Below are 19,034 nucleotides of genomic sequence, written 5' to 3'. Positions count from 1 at the left end.
AATTTTGTGCCAAATGACAAACCACCATGTGCTGCCAAAAAACAAATTAGCACATAGTAGCTCATCATCCTATAGAAAACAAATTACTTGATGAAATCTACCAAACCCACTATACTTGTTGTAAACGACGATGGCGTAACCGCGCCGGGCATCAAAACCCTGATGCATGTAATGAAGGAGATCGGCCGCGTTGTGGTTGTAGCACCCGACAGCCCTCAATCGGGGATGGGGCATGCTATTACCATTGGCAAACCGCTCCGTTTGGATAAGGTGGACCTGTACGAAGGCATCGAGATCTACAGTTGCAGCGGCACACCGGTTGATTGTGTGAAGCTGGCGGTAACCAAAATTTTCAAAGGTGAAAAACCGGACCTCTGCGTATCGGGCATCAACCACGGATTAAATAATTCCATCAACGTGCTATACTCGGGCACCATGTCTGCAGCGGTAGAAGGGGCGATAGAGAGTATCCCGTCCATAGGCTTCTCGCTGGATGATTACTCGTTGCAGGCAAACTTTGAGCATTGCGAGAAATTCATCAGGGAAATTGCCCTGCAGGTATTGCAGAACGGCCTGCCTGTCGGCACCCTCCTCAACGTCAACTTCCCGAACACACACGATATAAAAGGCATTAAGATCTGCCGCCAGGCCAACGCCAAATGGGCGGAAGAATTTGATCAACGAATGGATCCTTATAAACGCCCGTATTACTGGCTTACCGGCGTTTTCCAGAATAACGACAATGGTGAGGATACCGACGTTTGGGCGCTGGAGCATAATTACGCCTCGGTAGTGCCCGTTCAGTTTGATATGACGGCGCATCACGCCATTCCCGTTTTAAACACCTGGAACTTTAATGTTGAATAAAAATAGTGTAGGAGTGGGCCTTGCCATAGGTAGTGTTTTGCCTGCCTTAAGCTGGGTTGTATTTGAGTATGTGCTGCACGGTGATACCCTGATTATGGATAAGCCAGCGGTGCCCTACCTCATTGCTATTGGTTTGAATTTGGTGTTGCTGCGTTACTGTTTTAAAAATAAACTCGATAATACAGCTAAGGGTATAATGATGTTTACCTTTGCTTTTACACTGGTAGTTTTTCTATTTAAGATACATAACCGATAATTTAATCAGGAATGTAACCCTCGTTAAATTTAAAAAGCAACTCCCGGATCTCTGGCTCAATGCCGCTTTCGCTTGCATCTAAGCATACTACTTTATCAATTTTAATAGGGTCATTACAAGCTGCTTTTGTTGCATACCATAGTCCCTCGGCTATGTTGTTGTGCCAGGTTGTAACAATGTCAAAAGGGGGGAGATAGAGGTCCTCAAAATCCACCTGCCTGAAAACTATTTCTTCATCAATCATATCATGCAACAATTCGCCTTGCGCTCCCGAACAGCAAATAAAGCATGCATTATGTCCAATTAATTTATTGGCAATTTCAGCTAACTTAGTTTTAGCCTGATTAGCTACAATTACAAAAGCCAGCCAGTTTTGCGTTGGAATGTTCTTACTCCAGGGTAGTTCGGTGCTGTATTTTTGATAAAAAACTTTTCGACTGTTAACTGTTGCTATATCAATCATGATAAAAACTAAATTACTCACTCATTTTTCAATAAACAATATTTTACTCAGTATCATTGTAGCATGAAGTATTACCTGGTAGCCGGCGAAGCCTCGGGCGATTTGCATGGGGCTAATTTGATGAAGGCGCTGAAGGAAAAAGACCCCAAGGCCGAGTTCCGGTTTTTTGGCGGCGACCTGATGGAGGCCGAAGGTGGTACGCTAATAAAACACTACGAGGATATGGCCTTTATGGGCTTTGTTGAGGTAGTGGCCAACCTGGGCACCATCCTTAAAAATATGAACCTTTGCAAAAAGGACATCCTAACTTATCAGCCGGATGTTTTGGTCCTGATAGATTTCCCCGGCTTCAACCTAAAAATAGCAGAATTCGCCAAAAAGAAAGGCCTGCTGGTTTGCTATTACATTTCCCCCAAAGTTTGGGCCTGGAACCAGAAACGGGTATTAAAAATAAAGAGATCTGTAGATCACCTGTTTTGTATCCTGCCTTTCGAAGTAGAGTTTTACAAGGCATGGGGCATGGATATCGATTACGTGGGTAACCCGCTTTTGGATGCTGTAGATGCTTTTACCCCCAATCCCGGTTTCCTGAAGAACAATATGCTCATCGGTAAAAAAATAGTTGCCCTGTTACCCGGAAGCCGCAAGCAGGAGATCAGCCGCTTGTTACCCGAGATGGCTAAGGTTGCGGGGCGGTTCACCAACTTCCAGTTTGTAATAGCGGGTGCGCCAACCTTCGATGCCGAGTATTACCGCCAGTACATCGGCGGTATGCATATCCCCGTAGTGTTCAACGCCACTTATGATCTTTTGAGCAATGCCGAAGCTGCTATCGTAGCATCGGGCACCGCCACTTTAGAAACCGCTTTGCTTAACGTACCGCAGGTGGTAGTTTATAAAGGCAACGCGATTACTATTGGTATAGCCAAAATGCTGGTGAAGATAAAATTCATCTCGCTGGTGAACCTTATTATGGATAAAGAAGTGGTAAAGGAACTGATCCAGCAGGATTGCGATTTCCACACCATCGCCAACGAATTGGATAAACTGGTAGGCCTGGAAGATTACCGTAACACCATGCTCGCCGATTACGATCTGCTGGATCAGCGCATGGGTAAGCCAGGTGCTTCTGCCAAAACCGCCACGCTGATTATCAAATACGCCTCAAAAAAATAAGGCCCTGCATTGCTGCCGAGCCTTGTTTTTCTCAAAGTACTGTTTTAAATAGGTAGATAGAATATATATAGATCAGGCGGCCGACAACGTTTGTTGTGTAGCCTGGTTGTTGCGTGTGGTAAACTGGCCTCTTTCCTTTAAAGCCTTCAGGTCTTCCATTAATAAGCTTCTCAATTCGTTATCAAAACGGGCAAAAAGTTTGCCGGTAGCTGGTTTTTTGTAGGTTTTCATAGGTAGATGCTTTGAATGTTATCAGTATTAATAGCTATGTAAAACTATGCGGCTGTTAAACCATTAGCGTTAATTGCGCGTATTTGTTCTTTTACCGACCGGATAGCCTTCAGATCATTCATTAAAAGAGTTCTCAATTCTTTATCGAAACGGTTTACCAGTTTGCTTGCTGATGCTTGTGATGGAGTAGTTTTCATGATCAATATTTTTAAATGATGTTTAGTTTTTAGCTTGTTCGTTATCACTTGCTTCGTCCTGGTTTTCTTCAAGGTTATCGTGCCTGCGCTTCGCTTCCCTCATTTGCCTTTCCAGTTGTTCCTCTTCCCGGTGGTCGGCTGGTTTTTCCGGTGCTACCGGGTTTTCCCATTCTTTCTCTTCAGCCGGGGCTTCTGGTTTCTTGTCGATTTCCATGGTGTCTCCGTTTGAAAGTACTTATTCCAACTTTGTGCCAAAAAACAGGAGCCGCTCAAAAAAAATGGCGGTACGCGTAAAGTTTTTTTACACAGTGTACAAAAAGAGGCCAAAAAGGGCTGTTTTACGCCCTTTTAAAGGAAATGCGCCGGAAAACTATCCAAGAAAAAAGTACACCGTGTGGTAAATGGTGGTCAACAGGTGTTCGGGAAAGGTGTACACTGTTCGTTTTCAGACAGTGCGCTGCATCGTTTTGCGCGTAATTAAATGGATAACGATAGTGATGCCCGACAGGATAATGCCGATAGCGCAGATGCCCGGCCAGTTATATGCACCCCAAACCAGTGTGGCCAGGTAAGTGCCCGTTGCACCACCTGTAAAATAAGTTACCATGTAAACGGTGTTGATGCGGTTGCGTGCCGCCGGATCCAGCGAGAAGATGATAGCCTGGTTGGAGATATGCGTAGCCTGTACGCCCATATCCATAATAATAACCCCTATAATTAAACCGACGATGCTATATGCCGAAAACCAGAAGATAATGAACGACACCAGCACCAGCGCCAAAGTAATAGTAGAAAGTTTGTAAGCGTCCATTTTATCGCTCAGCCGGCCCATTAACCCAGCAGCGATAGCACCGAAAGCGCCTGCCAGCCCAAAGGCTCCGGCCACATCGCTGCCTTCGTTAAAGTTTTGTTTGAGCATGAACACCAGGCTGGTCCAAAACGCGCTGAAGCAGGCAAAGCAAAGTGCACCGCGTAAAGCTGCCAGGCGCAGTTTGGGTTCGTTTTTAACTAAATCGACCAGCGATCGCATCAGCTGGCGGTAGTTGCCTTTGTAATCGGGCTCTACCTCGGGCAATAGCAAGTATATAAGCAGCCATAGTATTATCATGATACCGGCGGCTATAAAATACATGCTGCGCCAGCCAAAATGAGCGCCAACAAAACCACTCAGCGTGCGGGAGAGCAGAATGCCTATCAACAGCCCGCTCATGATAAATCCTATTTTTTTGCCGCGTTCGGCCGGATCAGCCAGATGCGCGGCCATGGGTACCAGCAGCATCCCCATAATGGATGCAGCGCCCAATAAAAATCCCGACAGTAATAATATATGTATGTTGGGTGCAAGGGCGGTTAACAATAGCGCCAAAACGATGAATGCAAACTCAATAAGCATCAGGCGCTTGCGTTTTACCATATCCGCCATCGGGATGACGAAAAGGATGCCAACGGCATAACCAATTTGAGTGAGCATACTAACCTGCCCCACTTTGCCGTTACTAACATGAAAAGTTTCGGCCATATCGTTTAATAAGGGCTGGTTGTAGTATAAGTTGGCCACAACAAGCCCGGTGGTTAAAGTCATTACCCAAAGGGTGGTGGTAGTTAAATGCGGTTTGTGTGTTGCAACGGCCATTTTTTAAGATATTCACAAAGGTGTAAAAGATATTTTAACATTTAGTCAGCATAAATTCATAAATAATTGAAAATATTTCAATCAAAATGAAGTATCTTTGTTAATACAATAACAAAAAAAGTACATTGATATAAGGATGACAAAAAAATTACAAATAAATTCTTTGTAATTCAAAAGTTAGTGTTACTTTTACACCATCAACAAGAACAGACAATGTTGATACATAAAATAGTCTTCTCATAATTTAGGTTTATAATTGGTTAGTAAAGGCCCCTGCCCATCAGGGGCTTTACTTTTTTACAAGAATTTTGACCGCTGATTTATTGCAATTTATTTCTGAACCGCTGATTTGAATGATTTTAGGATTTCGTTGATTTTTCGCCTGGACTTAGTTTAGAATTTAAAGACGCCTATGATTTCGGCATTCGATTATGCTTATTTTTGTAACTAAATATAAATCAGCGCCATCAATGCAATCAGTAAAAATCAACGACTCAGACAAAAGCATTAAAGATAGCGAATGCCGTCTGCCGCAGGGCCATTTTCAAAGTCTATTTAACCCACAAGACTCTGTCTGATTACACAATTCGAGAGTCCGCATAGCGGACGGCACATATTGTAGCAACGGGTTTCAACCCGTTGAATAATGCGAAAAATACAATAGAGTTCCGGAGGAACGACCCATATCTGCCAGATATGATAATGTTCAATACATGTCCCGAACCCTACGGGTCTCTTTGGTTGTATTATATTAATTCAACGGATTGAAATCCGTTGCTACAATATTGGCCGAGGCGATGCCTCTTTGATCTTATAAAAGAAAATTTTGTGGGCTAATAAATTTTAAAAAGAATCCCTGCGGGACGTATGCTTATAAAAAAGCTTTCAGGGTTTTTTAATAAAGGTTTTCTAACCTCTATATACAAAAAACCATCGACAAAAAGAAGCGCTAAATCAGCCAAAAAGTGTTAACCCTGTAAAAGTGTTAAGCAGTTGAATATTAATATTTTATAAAAGTTAACATATGAAAAGTGTAAACTTTTGTAAACTTTTTTTCAGGCGCAGGTGGGCTTCCATCCCGCGGAACGTCGGCTAATATATTGTTGCACTAATAAGTAATCATTTCTGGTTTTAAGATCGCTGCCTGCAGCGGCTCGAGATGTAAAATGCCAGACTCGCGCTTACCATTTAGCAGGTCGACCAATATTGCGCTTCCTAAATGATAATCCTGCCCAATTGCTGTATTGTTGAAGTAAACGGTGATCTCCTTATTGTCGTTGTACCTGCGGTAGATCAGTTCGCCACCTTCAGCAAGTATAAACTCTATTTTACCATTCACCAGCACCGGGTTATCCTTGCGGATAGCGATCAATTTTTTATACCAATCAAAAGTTTGCTGGTTAAAGCCTACCTGGTCGTATTCCTTTTCGCCGGGCTGGATGTTGTTGCGGGTTTCGTCGGCAAATTGGTAATCGGGCCACCAGAGGGGTTTGCGCGGGTCGGGGTCGTCGGCACCCCACATGCCCATCTCTTCGCCATTCCAAATTTGGGGGGCGCCAATGCTGGTGAACAGGTGCACCAGGTAAAGGCGCAGGCGTTTGTAGGTTTCCTCATCGGGTTTGCCGGTGTGGTAGTTGGGGTTTTCGCGCGGGTTTGCCTGGAACTTATATTTATTGGTATTGTAAAAATCAGTAAGCAGGCGGGGGGTGTCGTGCGTACTGGATACGTTCATCATGGCGTAACGCTTATCTTCGGGCAGGCGGTTCCATTGGTGCTCCAGTTCGTTCTTAAACTGCAGGGCATCCAGCGGGAAATCTGTTTTGGCAAAGAAATAGCGTGCAGGGCGGTAGGCCTGGTAAAACATTACGGCATCAAAAATATCGCCATGGGTGTATGGCGTTGGGTCCATCAGCGTATCGGGCCAGGTGTCCCACCAAATTTCGCCTACTAAATAGGCGTCGTGCTTTATACGGCGAACCTCCCTGCGGAAATCACGCCAGAAACCAAGGCCTATCTGGTCGGCAACATCCAGTCGGAAGCCGTCGATGCCATTGGCTGCGTTACCATCCGGTGCCAGCCAGCGCTCGGTTACCGCGAAGATGTGCTTTTTGGCGCCTTCGTTAATATTACCCTCGTAGGGTTGGCCATTTACGCGTGGCGTTGCTACATCCACCTTGCGGATCTCGGGCAGGCTGGATACGCCCACCCAGCCGGTGTAGGCAAATTCATCCCCTGGTGTGTTGCTATCATCAAACGACCGGATCTCGTACCAATCCTTATACGGCGAATGTGATTGGTTTTTGAGCACATCCTGCCAGGCCCAAAACATTACGCCTGTATGGTTCCAGGAATAGTCCATAATGATGCGCATCCCACGCTTATGTACCTCTTTTACCAGTTTCAGAAAAAGTTTGTCGGCAGCTGTCCATTGCCAGGTTGCAGGGTCGGCAGGGTTTTCGGTGGCGATGAGTTTGTTATCACCCTCCGGGTCGGGGCCAAAATTTACGTCGATATGGTGATAATGGCGTGCATCGTATTTATGTGCCGAGGGCGCGTCGTTCAGGGGATTCATAAACAGGGCGGTTACGCCCAGGTTTTGCAGGTAATCCAGCTTATCTAAAATTCCCTGCAGGTCGCCACCATATCGGCGGTAGTACATATTGTCGTTAAAATCGCGGCCTTGTTCCCAGCCTTGCTGGCCGTACCAGTTTTCGGTCCATTGGTTCACCGCCCAGCCCTCCGGCGCAATTTGCCCCATAGGGGGGATGTTGATATTTTCGGGCCTGGGGTTGTTTTTGCTGTCGCCATTGCGAAACCGCTCGGGGAAGATCTGGTACCAGATAGCGCTTTTGCTCCATTCGGGTGCTTTGTCAAAGGGCGTAGCGGTATCCTGTGCCTGGGTGGTAAAAGCGGCGAACAAGCAAATAAGCATAGCGGTATAATTTTTCATGCCGAACATGAATAGTTTAATAATTGCCGGGCGGTGCCCGGTCAAATATAGATACTTATTTGTTGTGCGCGCAATTGAAAGCGACAACCTCCCCGGCAGAAACCGCGCTAATCTGCCGCGAAAGGGAAGCCCTGGCTTTCATCATAAGCAAAGGATAGTTCGATGGCTTCCCGCATAAATTCCTCGGCATGGATCACCATGTTTTTTGAGCCGATAAAAACCGGGGTGCGCTGATGCAACTCGTCAACCTCCATGCTTAGTATGCGGACGCTCCCGTTGGTTGCCCTGCCGCCTGCCTGCTCTATAATAAACGCCATGGGGTTGCACTCGTATACAAGCCTTAGTTTGCCCGATGGCGTGGCGGCAGTGTATGGGTAGATGAAAATACCGCCTTTGATGAGGTTGCGGTGAATATCGGCCACCATGGAGCCAATATAGCGCGATGTGTAAGGGCGCTTGGTAGACCTGTCCTCCTCCTGGCAATATTTAATGTACTGCTTAACCCCTTTCGGAAAATGCATGTAATAACCTTCGTTGATGGAGTAGATGGTGCCATCCTCGGGAATTCGCATCCCGGGGTGGGAGAGGCAGAACTCGCCGATGGATGGGTCGAGCGTGAAGCCGTTAACGCCCCTGCCGGTGGTGTAAACCAGCATGGTAGAGGAGCCGTAGATGATATAGCCAGCGGCCACCTGTTCGGTGCCTTTTTGCAGTACATCGGCGAGGCCGGGCGCGGTATCAAAATCTTTTCGCCGGTAGATAGAAAAAATAGTACCCACCGGCACGTTTACATCAATGTTAGACGAGCCGTCGAGCGGATCGATAGCCACCACGTACTTGCCGGCCTTCCTGTCTTTCGGGTCGATAATGATGATGTCTTCATTTTCTTCGGATGCTACGATGCAGCATTCCCCGCCGCTGGTAAGCGCCGAAATGAACTGCTCGTTCGCAAAAATATCCAGCTTCTGCTGGCTTTCTCCTTGGATGTTGGTGCTCCCCGCCTGCCCCAAAATATCCATTAGCCCGGCTTTGTTCACCTCCCGGTTTACAATTTTGGCGGCTATGGCAATATCTCTCAACAAGCGCGAAAGTTCCCCCTTGGCATAGGGGAAATCGGCTTGTTTCTCAATAATAAACTGACCTAAAGTAGTAACCTTTGGCATAAATGTATTTTAATATATGGTTGATGGATCTTTTAAACCGCCTGTATTGCAACCGGGCCCGCCGCTAACAGGTGCGCGGTATCATCGTTAAGGTATTTGCGGAAGTTGTTGTTAAAGGCCTCCGCCAGCTTGTTGGCGCTTTCCTCGTATTCGTTTTCGCTTCGCCAGGTGTTTTTTGGGTCGAGCACATCATCAGGTACGTTGGGGCATGTGGCAGGCATCATGGTTTTAAATATCGGGTGCCGGCGATAGGTAACATTGTCCAGCTTTCCATTTATGGCGGCGCTGATCATGGCGCGGGTGTAGGAGAGCTTAATGCGCTGCCCGGTACCGTAGGCGCCGCCTGTCCACCCGGTGTTTACCAGCCAAACGTTCACCTGGTTGTCATTAATTTTTTTGCCCAGCAGGTTGGCGTAGGCCACGGGGTGCAGGGGCAGGAAGGCCTCGCCGAAACAGGCCGAAAACGTAAGCTTTGGCTCGGTAACACCTGTTTCGGTGCCCGCTACTTTGGCTGTATAGCCCGAGATAAAGTGATACATTGCCTGCTCGGCGTTTAGTTTAGAAATGGGCGGTAGGATGCCGAAAGCATCCGCAGTTAAAAAGAAAATATTTTTGGGCGACGCGCCTACCGACGGGATAACCGCATTATTTACATTCGACAGGGGATAGGCCACGCGGGTATTCTCTGTTTTATCGATATTATCAAAGTTGACCGTGCGGGTGCCGGGTGTAAAGTTTACGTTCTCCAGCAAAGCTCCGTATGTAATGGCGCGGAAGATCTGCGGCTCTTTTTCGGCAGTTAAGCCCGAGCATTTGGCATAGCAGCCGCCCTCGAAATTGAATATCGAGTGATCGCTCCAGCCGTGTTCGTCATCGCCGATCAGGCGGCGTTCAGGATCTGCCGATAAGGTGGTTTTGCCCGTTCCCGATAGACCGAAGAAAATGGCAGTATCGCCGTTAACACCCGTATTGGCGGCGCAGTGCATAGGCAGTACTTGTTTATCATGCGCGAGGGTAAAGTTGAGCACGGTGAAAATGGCTTTCTTTATTTCGCCGGTGTAGCCGGTGCCGCCTATCAGTATGGTTTTTTTGCTGAGGCTGATGATGGTGAAATTCTTTTGGCGGGTGCCATCTATCTCCGGGTCGGCAGCGAAGCCGGGCGCGGCGATGATGGTCCATTCGGGCCTTCCATCGGGGTTGGCAACCTCGGGCCTGATGAACAGGTGGTGTACAAACAAATTCTGGTAAGCGGTTTCGGTTACCACGCGGATATCGATATGATAATCTTCATTGGCGCAGGCGCAGCTATCGCGCACAAATATTTCTTTTTGCGCTAGGTACTGTGTCATTTTTTTAAAGAGCGTATTGAACCTCGCGCCGTCGAATTTAAAATTGACCGCTCCCCACCACACGTTATCGTGGCTGATGTGGTCGTCTACAATAAAACGATCTTTGGGCGACCGGCCAGTGAAGGTACCGGTATCTATCGCGAGCGCGCCCGAATCGCTTAAAATACCTTCGTTGCGTTTGATGGCCGCTTCAATTAATTGTGCGGGGTTCAGCTGGTATAAAACAGCATGGCCATTAGCCAGGTTGAGATACCCTAATTGGGGCACCCGGTTATTATTTGTATTCATTAAGGTTAAAAGTTTATAATTGGTTGCCCCAAAATTAGGCTTAAAAAACACTAAGAAACAAGTGTTTTTTAATATTTATTTACATAATGTATTTTTTACACACTATTTAAACAGTTGAATATAAGTATATTATAATGGTAAATTTATTTTTTAAAATAAATTTCGATACACTAAGTACTGTTGGCTTTACATTTATTATAAACCTTTTAAAGTTAGTGGGGGCTTGTTGGTTTCAACAAAGAGAGAGGGGAATGGAACATCTTTACCCACCTGCTGTTAACCCTTAACAGTGCAGGCGGGTGAAGATATGCAGCGATAACCGCGGAATGATGAAGGAAGTTTAACCGACTTGCCTAAGCGTTGCTTTCCATATCCTCCAGCAGGAAGCGGAGGCGCTTTAGCGGGTTGGTAAAATGCTTTTTATTTTCGGCCCAGGCGGCCAGGCCATAAATAAACAGCATTGCCAAACAGCTTGCCCATGCCGCAGGCAAATGTGCCGCTATGCCGCCTGTTACGTAAAGCTTAAATAATATTCCGGTTAATATAACAGAGGTTAGCGGGACGGAGGCAACATCAAACCTTTTTTTGAAGGAGAAGAACTCGCTTAAAGTTTTATACTGCTTGCCCACGTAGGTGCGGATGTTGTCGTCTGCCGCAGCGGCCGGTTGGTACAGCGCCTTAAACTTCCTCATCAAAATAATGGTTAAAGGGATATAAAGTAACACCCCAACGGCGGTCAGCACAGTAATTTGCGTATCGCCCCAATATTTTATAAGCAGATAGCTGCTGAAGGAGTAAATAATAATGTGGAATGTAAGCGAGAGCCAAAAGTATCCGGCAATGTTTTCCTTCTCTTTTTTCACTCTTTGTTTAATAATGCCTGTAACGTCCTGCTGCTGTAATAAAGAGGCATCTGCTGCCTGGGCTGTGTTTTGCTGCCAGAGGTTTTTTACCTCATCAAATGGTTCCATGATTTGTGTGTTTTTTGGTTAAATAATATTTTTCAGTTTTTCCTTAAGGCTTTTTTTTATGCGTACCAGCCTTACGCTCACATTGGTTTTGCTAAGGCCTGTTATGGTGGCAATCTCCTCGTAACTGTTATCCTCCAGATATAGCAGGGTAATTGCCTTATCGGTTGCGTTTAGCGTGTTAATAGCGGCGTAGAGCACTGCCATCCGCTCGTTTACGTGTTGTTGCTCATCGCTTACGGCAACCTGGTCCCAATTTTCCGGCAGGGTACTTATGTTGTGCCCGCGGCTTCCTTTTTTGGAATAAGTGATGGCCGTATTCAGCGCGACTTTATACATCCAGGTAGAAAATTTAGCATCGCCTTTAAAGCCGGCATATGAGCGCCATAACTGGTACAATATTTCCTGGTAGGCATCCTTCCGGTCGTCGGCATCAGCAAAATAGATATTGCATATCTTATGGATGATGCCAATATTATTATTGATGAGGTTAATGAATTTATCGCCCGGTATAGTTTGCATGATATTTAAAAGAAATATTCAATTGTTATACCCAATTAGTATGTAGAAAAATCAAAACACTACATTAAAACTAAAAAATATTTTGATGCCGCTTTAGCTTATTAAGCAGTATTGGATCACTGCCTGATAAATAATTGAACTTTGAATTTTTTTTTAACGGAGGGTTTAATATATTTGCGACCCCAATGGGAAATTACCGGGGGATTAGCTCAGCTGGCTAGAGCGCTTGCATGGCATGCAAGAGGTCATCGGTTCGACTCCGATATTCTCCACAACAAAAAAAGCTTGACCGAAAGGTCAGGCTTTTTTTGTTTATTGCTATCTGCTTAGCTTTATGGCTAAATACGCCTGGGTTTGGTGCCTATAACAGGCTACCTAAGCACCAGGGAAAATCATGGATGGTCTTATTATTGGCTTTCGGCGTTTTGCAATACGGGCTGTTGAAGATGCCGCCTGCGGAATGGCGTTGCTTTTTTGGTCTTTTTCCGTTTGCCCCACCATATCATAAAACCTGTTATGGGCAGCGATGCGCAAATAAGTGCTGCCAGCAGCGCCAGCAGCTGTGTTGGTAACCCGTAAATTCTTCCTGTATGGATATCCTTATTAGAGTTGCGCCATTTTAGGCCCAGTGGTTTTTTCGCATGTTCCAGCTGATCAAATAGCTTGCCGGTACGGCTGTCAAAATAATAGTAACTTAGGTTGCGCCACCCGTCTGTGCGGTTTTTAAGGTATACAAAAGCCATCATAGTGTGCTCGCCTTTATCGGGCAAATTAAGGCCTATCGTCCGGTAATTACCCTCAAGTTTGTGCTGGAGCGTAGCCAGCATCAGGTCGAGGTGGTTTCCGGTGGTATCGGCAGGGGTAACCGGAGGTGCCTTGCGGACAAGCACCACCGGCTTTTTAGATCCAAGGATTTGATAGATACCCTTTTCCCACCATTTAAACGACCAGGTAAGCCCGGTAACAGTTATAACAATGGCTATCGGTAACACATAAAAGCCAAAGCTGTTATGCAAATCGTAGTTTACCCGTTTCCATTTAGCTCCCCATTTAATGGTAACGTTTTTTTTAAATTGTTTTAAGTTTTTAGGTAGCCACAAAATAAAGCCGGTAACCAACATGAGCAGGAAGATCAAAACGCAACAGCCAATAACAACACTACCAACAGGTTTAACCAGCAATAGCTGCCTGTGCAATTGTTCGGTAACATTAAAAAATTCATAACGCACGTCTATCACCCCAAGCACTTTCCCGTTATAGGGGTTTACATATACATCGTCGCGGTATTTAAACTGGCTAAAATAGCTTAGCGTAATAGCCTTAGCCTTATTGACCTTGCTTGCCGAAAATACATAGCTGTGGCCATCCTCGTTTATCCTGATATCGGTAATGGGTTTGCTTTTACCTAAGGTGCGTTGCGCTACGGCCATTAATTCAGAAACGGCTTTTGGCTGTCCGGTTTGTTTAACCTCTACCAGGTCCCGGTGAAAAAAGTCAAACAGCTCGTCTTCAAAAACAAGTACGCAACCGGTTACCGATACAATTACAATAACTACTCCGGTAGCCAGCCCCAGCCACAAATGTAGCCAGGCGGCAACTGCTTTAAACCGTTTCCAAAATTGCATAGCTATTAGTTAAATGTATAAGTTAATGTTAACAGGTAGTTGGATGGCGCGCCGGGGAACAATCGGATATAATCATATCCGCCTACCCAGTATTTTTTACCGGTGAGGTTATTTGCATTAAACTGCAACTGCACTTTGCCAATGTTGTAGAATAAGGCGGCATCAACCAGGGTGTAAGAAGGGATGCTTTGCGTTACATTGATAGATAGCATCCGCTTATCAACATAGTTGGCGCCTAAGCCCAGGCCCAGGCCGCTTAGTGTTCCTTTTGTGAAGTTATAGCGGGTCCAGATATTGGCCATGTTCTTGGGGGCGTTTGGTTTTTGCTGCCCTACTTCGGTGACAACACCGCTTTCTGTTATTTTTGCATCATTATAAGCATAGGAAGCCAATATGCTCCAGTAGGGTGTTATCCGCCCGGTGATATCAAATTCAACACCTCTCGAACGTTCTTTACCTACAGGCCTCAGCAAATCGGGCTGGCCGGCCACATTAGCATTGTAGAGCGTGTTCTTCTGTTCTATCTGGTAAATGGATGTGGTGATAGAAAGCCTGTCATCCAGCCAGCTGCTTTTAGCCCCCAATTCTATCATGTTGCTGGTAACCGGGTCAAATGGCCCACCGGCATTAGGGTTGGCTATGGTTGCTGCCGTTTGGGGATTATAACCCATTACATAGGTACTGTAAATATTGATGTTTTTGGATGCTGTATAAACCAGGCCAAACCGGGGCAGCCAGGCACTCGAATGCGTTTTTGCTTGTGTTGGAGCGGCGTAGTTTACAAAATCGGTATAGTACTCGTAGCGTATGCCAATCAGGGCTTGTAAACGACCAAGCTTTAACTGGTCCTGTGCATAACCTGCATGGAGATAATAATAAGTTGGCGCCAGCGCAGTTGGCGCAAAAAACGATTTGCTATCGTCCTGCAGGCGCTGGGAGCTTAAAATATCATTTAAGTTAAACGATGCTACGTTGGGTACCGGGTTGCCTTTTGTATCCCTAAGATATTTAAGACTGTCTTTGGCAACGTAATTGGTAATTGTACCGGTATTAGACGCATTGCGATAGCCCGATGCGGTAAGTTGGGAAGCCCCCACCGGCATTTTCTCGCTGCCATAATCATAACCTACTACTATTTTATGCTCAATTGGGCCCGTTTTTTCGTTGTAGTTGAAGTAACCGCTAAAATTATCAATATAGCGTTTTCGTTTACGCTGGAAAAGCTGCATGGCAACCAGGTTGGGTATATCGTTCCCAAGCTTATCTTTTGCATAAGCATTGGCGCTGCGGTGTTCATAAAGATCCTCCTGGTAGCCTGTTTTAGAGTAACCGGCATTAAAGCTTAATTTGCTGTTGAACTGATGGTTTAAAGATAGCGTAACAATATAAGTCTGTTCGTTCAAAAAATCATTGCCGGCGCTTAAGGCAAGGGATTGTGGGGTGGAGAAGAGATCGTTCCCGATTACTGCCTGCCCGCGATCGAGCCGGCTGCGCGAACTATTGTATACCAGATCGAAATTGATGCGTGTTTTAGGCGACGCGATAAAAGAAAGAGATGGAGCAACGATAACGTTTTTATCGAATTGCAGGTCCCGGAAGGAATTAGCATCCTCATATCCCAGGTTTAAGCGGTATAAAAGTGAGCTATCCTTGTTGGCCGGGCCGGTGAAATCGGCAAGTGCCCTGAATGTATTGAAGCTGCCCAGCGAAAGGCTGATAGATTTCCGGGTTTCATTAAGCGGTTTTTTGGTTACCCGGTTTACCACGCCGCCCGGGCTGGCATTGCCATACAAGGCAGACGAAGGGCCTTTCAGCACTTCAACACGTTCCAGGTAGTTGGTTAAGGGTTGTTTCCAGAAACCCGTACTGGTACGTAAGCCGTTCACCAACTGCGTGTTGCTTTGGCCGTTTACACGGAAACCCCTGATGGTAAGGTCGTCGTAAAAGGTAAACTGGCTCACACCGCTAAAGTTTTTAACCACGTCCCCTACACGCACGGCTCCCTGGTCGGCCATGAGCTCTTTACTGGCATAGGATACTGATTGCGGCAGGTCTTTAATATCCGTTTCGGTTTTATTGCCTATAAAGGTTGATTTGGTTTTGTAGGTTTTTTCTTTGCGGCCTGTAATTTCTACGCCCTGCAAAGCATTGCTACCTGTTGTTAATAGCACATCAAGTTTCAGGTTCGCTCCCGATGCGATGTCTATTTGTTTGGTTAAGGTATTAAGCCCAATAAAGGAGTAACGCAAAATATATTTACCGGGAGGTACCTGTAACTTGTATGCCCCGCTTGTATTTGTTGCCGCAGATATTTGCGTGCCGGTTACGAATATGGTAGCACCGGCTAAACGCTCCCCGTTACTGTCTTGGATGTAACCGCTGATAACTGCGGGATGTGTGGCTTGCTGCGGGAAAGCAGAAAAAGATGAGATAAGAATTAAGAAAGTTAAGAGAGGGGTAAGAGTATGTTTCATTTATTTAGACTAATTAAAAATAACGACGCAATAATAAGCGTAATTTTTAAAAGCGCCTATAAATTTTTAAGATTTTTTGAGTGGGGCTGTCGCTAATCAAGTTGTAACGATATCTGGCAGATACAGCCAAGCCACAAATAACCCGTTAAACTTTAGATTTTTTACCGATGAATAAATTTAAAAGCGCTTAACGCGAATTGGTGGGTTGAGCGTGAAGCTTGTATGGGAATTGGCTGGGGTGAAGTCCTCTACGATTGCCAGATTCCTTGCATCATAATATTTGTGCGAATAGTTATTGTAGCAGATGTAGAGCACATCCACCTGTTTGTGATGCTGGAATACCTTATGCTGAAAGCTGTCAGCGTATGCTGATTAATATGCCAGGGGTTGATGGTCAATAAGTTTTACAACTTTACCCAACATATGTTCTATATCAAATGGCTTGCTGATGTAGTCGTTGGCCTCGCATTCGGTGGCTATTAATTCAATGTTGTTGGCAGTAGAAAGGATGATAACCGGAATATGCCTCAGGCTTTCTATCCTTTTGATCTTCAGGCACAGACGGTGCCCGGGCCGGCTGTTAATGAATTCGTCGAGCAAGATAACATCAGGTTTAAAAGTGGTGATCTCCGATAAGTCTTCCGGCTCCGGGGTGCTCATTGTTTCAAAACCTTGTTCCTCCAAAATAAATTCCACAATATTCCTTATATCCTGGTCGTTTTCAATAATCAACACTTTTTTCTTCAACACATTAATTTTTTATAAAGATACGCAACTTTATTAACTATTGTAGAAATGGCAATTGCCGTGTGTAACAAGCATGTCAATATAATAAATCTTTTTCAAACCGCGCTCAAAAGAAAGCCGGCTCCAGGTTTTACGCTGAAGCCGGCTTTTTAGGTAAAGTACACGCTTATCGCTAACTACTTAACCGGTACTATATCAATAATAACGGTACGGTTGTAAAAGCGTTCTTCGGGCGTATTATTTTCAAACGGGGCGTTGCCGGTATCTTCGCCAAAGCCTAATGTTTCAAATTTTACATTGGTTTTGCCTGCCGCGGTTAAGGCGCGTTCTAAAGTTGTCTTTACATCGCGCGCACGGTCTTTTGATAATTGCATGTTATACTCATCCACACCAATTATATCGGTATGCCCGTGTATAATTACGGTAGAGCCATCTATAATGGACGTAGCCACTACATCCGTCAGGAACTTATCGTAGGCGTTTGTAGAGTTCGAGCTGTCAAAATCGTACAAAATGCTATAACGCAGGCCTTTGGTTGGGGCTTCGTCCTGGCGTACCAAATGCAGGGTGCTTTCTTTCCGTATCGGCAAGCCCTTGCGGGTTTCGCCGGTCATTACCAGTTTATAATCGCCGGCGGTGTTGCTGCCCAAAATACTGGCAGCCGGAATGCTTTCCTGGTTGCGGGTGTAGGGGCCGTAATGCTGTGCAGTACCTTTGTCGTCAGTAACATCTACCGACCATGATTTAAGCAACTGCTGTGCACTATCGATATTCAGCACCACCTGGCTATCCAGTGGGTTTATCTGCGTGGTATTTATCTGGATAGGCCTCATCATGCCTCCGCCAACTTCCATCAGCAATTGCGGCGAAGTGCTGGTGATATCTACCCGGCGGTCGCCGGCGCGTAAAAGCACCAGTTCTTTGGTACCGCCCGGTTGTTCTGATGGGATAACCGGTTTCGTGCGGCCTGCGATTGCTATTCTATTGGCACCTATACCAAATGTGGTAACTAAATATTGCTTTACGTTTTCGGCAAGTGTTTTACCTTCTGCGGCGCCTGCGCCGGATGCACCGGTAAGGGTGATGCTGGCATCAGGATTGGCACGCAGCCTGTCGCCCAATATATTGAGGATGTTATGGTAAACGGTTAACTGCCTTGCAGAGCGGCCCGACATATCAGCCGACTGCTCGTTCTGCAGCTGGCTTTCCTTAAAACCGGCGGCCTGGCTGCTTGTCAGCGTAATATACCTTGGCGAAAGCTGGGTTGAGCCTTCATCAAAAAACACCGAATTACGCAATGGCAGGGTTTCGCTTACCTGGCGTTTTAACGGTGCGGCCAATGGTGCCCTTACATTAAACGCAAAATCGTGTATAGGGGCTGGTGTTACGGTAACTTCGGCAGGTGCAAGTTTGCTTGCTTTGCCAAATTTTAGTGCTACACCTGCGCGAACGGTACTGATGTTCCAGCTTTCGATACTCCGCGGATCCTGCCCGAAGTAAGGGTGGAAGGAAACAAAAGGAGAGATGCTTACCTTGGTAGTGCTGGCTGCCGAAGAGGTCATGATATCATAACCAAGCCCAACCTGGCCCGAAACCAATGATTTACGCATAGCGCTAAACTCGCCGTTAGTATTAGGTTGTTTAAGCTGGGTGTAAGCAAAATCGCTGTTTACGTTAAAGGCAATACGCGGGCCTGCAAAAAAGTATAAACCCGAAGCACCGCCTAAACGGATGCTGGGCTCGATAGCCACGTAGCTTGCGCTGGTACCTAAAGTAGCCGGGCAGTTGCAGGGGGCAACTACATCTTTAAATTTACCGCCGCGGCCATCATAAGCCACGTTCAGCATCAGGCCTAAAACGCTCTTTGGGCGATATTCCATTAGTATGGAACCGTAAGGGCGTACGCCATTGCCCTTATGGAACGCGGTAGGCGCAGTTAAAGAATTGGTGAGGTGCTGTGTAGTACCGTTATAAATGTTAAAGTTGGCCGCGCCCGATACGCCAAACCACCAGGTAGGTTGCGTGGTTTGTGCTTTAGCCGCTGTGCCGGCCACTATTACCATCAGTAAACAAATGATGGCTTTTGAGATGATTTTATTTATGGGTAACATAGGATGTCTTTTTA

General features: G+C 45.9%; 17 protein-coding genes and 1 tRNA gene. 4 read left to right on the top strand and 14 right to left on the bottom strand.

The features are described from left to right. The first annotated feature begins 90 nt into the window (after nucleotides 1–90). A complete protein-coding gene (gene surE / locus IDJ77_RS24360; RefSeq protein ID WP_191191594.1) occupies nucleotides 91–867 on the top strand; it encodes a 5'/3'-nucleotidase SurE in 777 nt (258 codons plus the stop codon). Further along, nucleotides 857–1,123, top strand: coding sequence for a hypothetical protein (locus IDJ77_RS24355; RefSeq protein ID WP_191191593.1), 267 nt, complete (start codon nucleotides 857–859; stop codon nucleotides 1,121–1,123). The genes surE and IDJ77_RS24355 overlap by 11 nt, the downstream gene beginning before the upstream one ends. A 1-nt stretch (nucleotide 1,124) precedes the next feature. Here the strand turns inward: IDJ77_RS24355 and IDJ77_RS24350 are convergent, their stop codons facing one another. Beyond that, nucleotides 1,125–1,586, bottom strand: a complete 462-nt coding sequence (locus IDJ77_RS24350; protein ID WP_191191592.1) for a DUF7684 family protein — start codon at nucleotides 1,584–1,586, stop codon at nucleotides 1,125–1,127. A gap of 63 nt (nucleotides 1,587–1,649) precedes the next feature. On the opposite strand from IDJ77_RS24350, the gene lpxB reads away from it, so the two are divergent. After that, entirely contained in the window at nucleotides 1,650–2,762 is a 1,113-nt protein-coding gene (lpxB, locus tag IDJ77_RS24345; RefSeq protein ID WP_191191591.1) for a lipid-A-disaccharide synthase, read from the top strand. Between the two features lie 72 nt (nucleotides 2,763–2,834). Here the strand turns inward: lpxB and IDJ77_RS24340 are convergent, their stop codons facing one another. From IDJ77_RS24340 to IDJ77_RS24300, 9 genes are all read right to left on the bottom strand, one after another. Beyond that, nucleotides 2,835–2,993 carry a hypothetical protein gene (locus tag IDJ77_RS24340; RefSeq protein WP_191191590.1) on the bottom strand — a complete coding sequence of 53 codons (159 nt, stop codon included), beginning with the start codon at nucleotides 2,991–2,993 and terminating at the stop codon, nucleotides 2,835–2,837. Between the two features lie 44 nt (nucleotides 2,994–3,037). After that, complete coding sequence (locus tag IDJ77_RS24335; protein WP_191191589.1) at nucleotides 3,038–3,190, bottom strand: hypothetical protein; 153 nt, start codon at nucleotides 3,188–3,190, stop codon at nucleotides 3,038–3,040. A gap of 22 nt (nucleotides 3,191–3,212) precedes the next feature. Then, complete coding sequence (locus tag IDJ77_RS24330) at nucleotides 3,213–3,404, bottom strand: hypothetical protein (RefSeq protein WP_191191588.1); 192 nt, start codon at nucleotides 3,402–3,404, stop codon at nucleotides 3,213–3,215. Nucleotides 3,405–3,635: 231 nt separating this feature from the next. Further along, complete coding sequence (locus tag IDJ77_RS24325; RefSeq protein WP_224751217.1) at nucleotides 3,636–4,823, bottom strand: MFS transporter; 1,188 nt, start codon at nucleotides 4,821–4,823, stop codon at nucleotides 3,636–3,638. A gap of 1,108 nt (nucleotides 4,824–5,931) precedes the next feature. Beyond that, nucleotides 5,932–7,773, bottom strand: a complete 1,842-nt coding sequence (locus IDJ77_RS24320; protein ID WP_191191587.1) for a glycoside hydrolase family 13 protein — start codon at nucleotides 7,771–7,773, stop codon at nucleotides 5,932–5,934. Nucleotides 7,774–7,880: 107 nt separating this feature from the next. Then, complete coding sequence (fbp, locus tag IDJ77_RS24315; protein ID WP_191191586.1) at nucleotides 7,881–8,936, bottom strand: class 1 fructose-bisphosphatase; 1,056 nt, start codon at nucleotides 8,934–8,936, stop codon at nucleotides 7,881–7,883. Between the two features lie 32 nt (nucleotides 8,937–8,968). Next, entirely contained in the window at nucleotides 8,969–10,573 is a 1,605-nt protein-coding gene (gene pckA, locus IDJ77_RS24310; RefSeq protein ID WP_191191585.1) for a phosphoenolpyruvate carboxykinase (ATP), read from the bottom strand. A gap of 353 nt (nucleotides 10,574–10,926) precedes the next feature. After that, nucleotides 10,927–11,544, bottom strand: coding sequence for a hypothetical protein (locus IDJ77_RS24305; RefSeq protein ID WP_191191584.1), 618 nt, complete (start codon nucleotides 11,542–11,544; stop codon nucleotides 10,927–10,929). Between the two features lie 18 nt (nucleotides 11,545–11,562). After that, nucleotides 11,563–12,063 (bottom strand): RNA polymerase sigma factor, encoded by a 501-nt coding sequence (locus IDJ77_RS24300; RefSeq protein ID WP_191191583.1) that lies wholly within the window; start codon nucleotides 12,061–12,063, stop codon nucleotides 11,563–11,565. 198 nt (nucleotides 12,064–12,261) lie between these two features. On the opposite strand from IDJ77_RS24300, the gene IDJ77_RS24295 reads away from it, so the two are divergent. Continuing rightward, nucleotides 12,262–12,335: transfer RNA gene (locus IDJ77_RS24295), tRNA-Ala, on the top strand. Between the two features lie 135 nt (nucleotides 12,336–12,470). On the opposite strand, the gene IDJ77_RS24290 is transcribed toward IDJ77_RS24295, so the two are convergent. From IDJ77_RS24290 to IDJ77_RS24275, 4 genes are all read right to left on the bottom strand, one after another. Next, nucleotides 12,471–13,688 (bottom strand): PepSY-associated TM helix domain-containing protein, encoded by a 1,218-nt coding sequence (locus tag IDJ77_RS24290; protein WP_191191582.1) that lies wholly within the window; start codon nucleotides 13,686–13,688, stop codon nucleotides 12,471–12,473. A 5-nt stretch (nucleotides 13,689–13,693) separates the two neighbouring features. Beyond that, entirely contained in the window at nucleotides 13,694–16,162 is a 2,469-nt protein-coding gene (locus IDJ77_RS24285) for a TonB-dependent receptor (protein ID WP_191191581.1), read from the bottom strand. A 372-nt stretch (nucleotides 16,163–16,534) separates the two neighbouring features. Beyond that, nucleotides 16,535–16,912 (bottom strand): response regulator, encoded by a 378-nt coding sequence (locus tag IDJ77_RS24280; RefSeq protein WP_191191580.1) that lies wholly within the window; start codon nucleotides 16,910–16,912, stop codon nucleotides 16,535–16,537. A gap of 173 nt (nucleotides 16,913–17,085) precedes the next feature. Further along, nucleotides 17,086–19,020, bottom strand: coding sequence for an OmpA family protein (locus IDJ77_RS24275; RefSeq protein WP_191191579.1), 1,935 nt, complete (start codon nucleotides 19,018–19,020; stop codon nucleotides 17,086–17,088). Nucleotides 19,021–19,034 lie beyond the last annotated feature (14 nt).

It is taken from the genome of Mucilaginibacter pankratovii (genome assembly GCF_014773265.1).
Classification (GTDB): Bacteria; Bacteroidota; Bacteroidia; order Sphingobacteriales; family Sphingobacteriaceae; genus Mucilaginibacter; species Mucilaginibacter pankratovii.
This window is presented reverse-complemented; position numbering and strand designations above follow the sequence as displayed.

Bases quoted from the DNA above. Each gene is read 5' to 3' on its own strand.
- IDJ77_RS24350 (WP_191191592.1), bottom strand. From the start codon at position 1,586: ATGATTGATATAGCAACAGTTAACAGTCGAAAAGTTTTTTATCAAAAA.
- lpxB (WP_191191591.1), top strand. From the start codon at position 1,650: ATGAAGTATTACCTGGTAGCCGGCGAAGCCTCGGGCGATTTGCATGGG.
- surE (WP_191191594.1), top strand. From the start codon at position 91: ATGAAATCTACCAAACCCACTATACTTGTTGTAAACGACGATGGCGTA.
- IDJ77_RS24340 (WP_191191590.1), bottom strand. From the start codon at position 2,993: ATGAAAACCTACAAAAAACCAGCTACCGGCAAACTTTTTGCCCGTTTT.
- IDJ77_RS24355 (WP_191191593.1), top strand. From the start codon at position 857: ATGTTGAATAAAAATAGTGTAGGAGTGGGCCTTGCCATAGGTAGTGTT.
- pckA (WP_191191585.1), bottom strand. From the start codon at position 10,573: ATGAATACAAATAATAACCGGGTGCCCCAATTAGGGTATCTCAACCTG.
- IDJ77_RS24285 (WP_191191581.1), bottom strand. From the start codon at position 16,162: ATGAAACATACTCTTACCCCTCTCTTAACTTTCTTAATTCTTATCTCA.
- IDJ77_RS24275 (WP_191191579.1), bottom strand. From the start codon at position 19,020: ATGTTACCCATAAATAAAATCATCTCAAAAGCCATCATTTGTTTACTG.
- IDJ77_RS24320 (WP_191191587.1), bottom strand. From the start codon at position 7,773: ATGAAAAATTATACCGCTATGCTTATTTGCTTGTTCGCCGCTTTTACC.
- fbp (WP_191191586.1), bottom strand. From the start codon at position 8,936: ATGCCAAAGGTTACTACTTTAGGTCAGTTTATTATTGAGAAACAAGCC.
- IDJ77_RS24300 (WP_191191583.1), bottom strand. From the start codon at position 12,063: ATGCAAACTATACCGGGCGATAAATTCATTAACCTCATCAATAATAAT.
- IDJ77_RS24290 (WP_191191582.1), bottom strand. From the start codon at position 13,688: ATGCAATTTTGGAAACGGTTTAAAGCAGTTGCCGCCTGGCTACATTTG.
- IDJ77_RS24330 (WP_191191588.1), bottom strand. From the start codon at position 3,404: ATGGAAATCGACAAGAAACCAGAAGCCCCGGCTGAAGAGAAAGAATGG.
- IDJ77_RS24335 (WP_191191589.1), bottom strand. From the start codon at position 3,190: ATGAAAACTACTCCATCACAAGCATCAGCAAGCAAACTGGTAAACCGT.
- IDJ77_RS24325 (WP_224751217.1), bottom strand. From the start codon at position 4,823: ATGGCCGTTGCAACACACAAACCGCATTTAACTACCACCACCCTTTGG.
- IDJ77_RS24305 (WP_191191584.1), bottom strand. From the start codon at position 11,544: ATGGAACCATTTGATGAGGTAAAAAACCTCTGGCAGCAAAACACAGCC.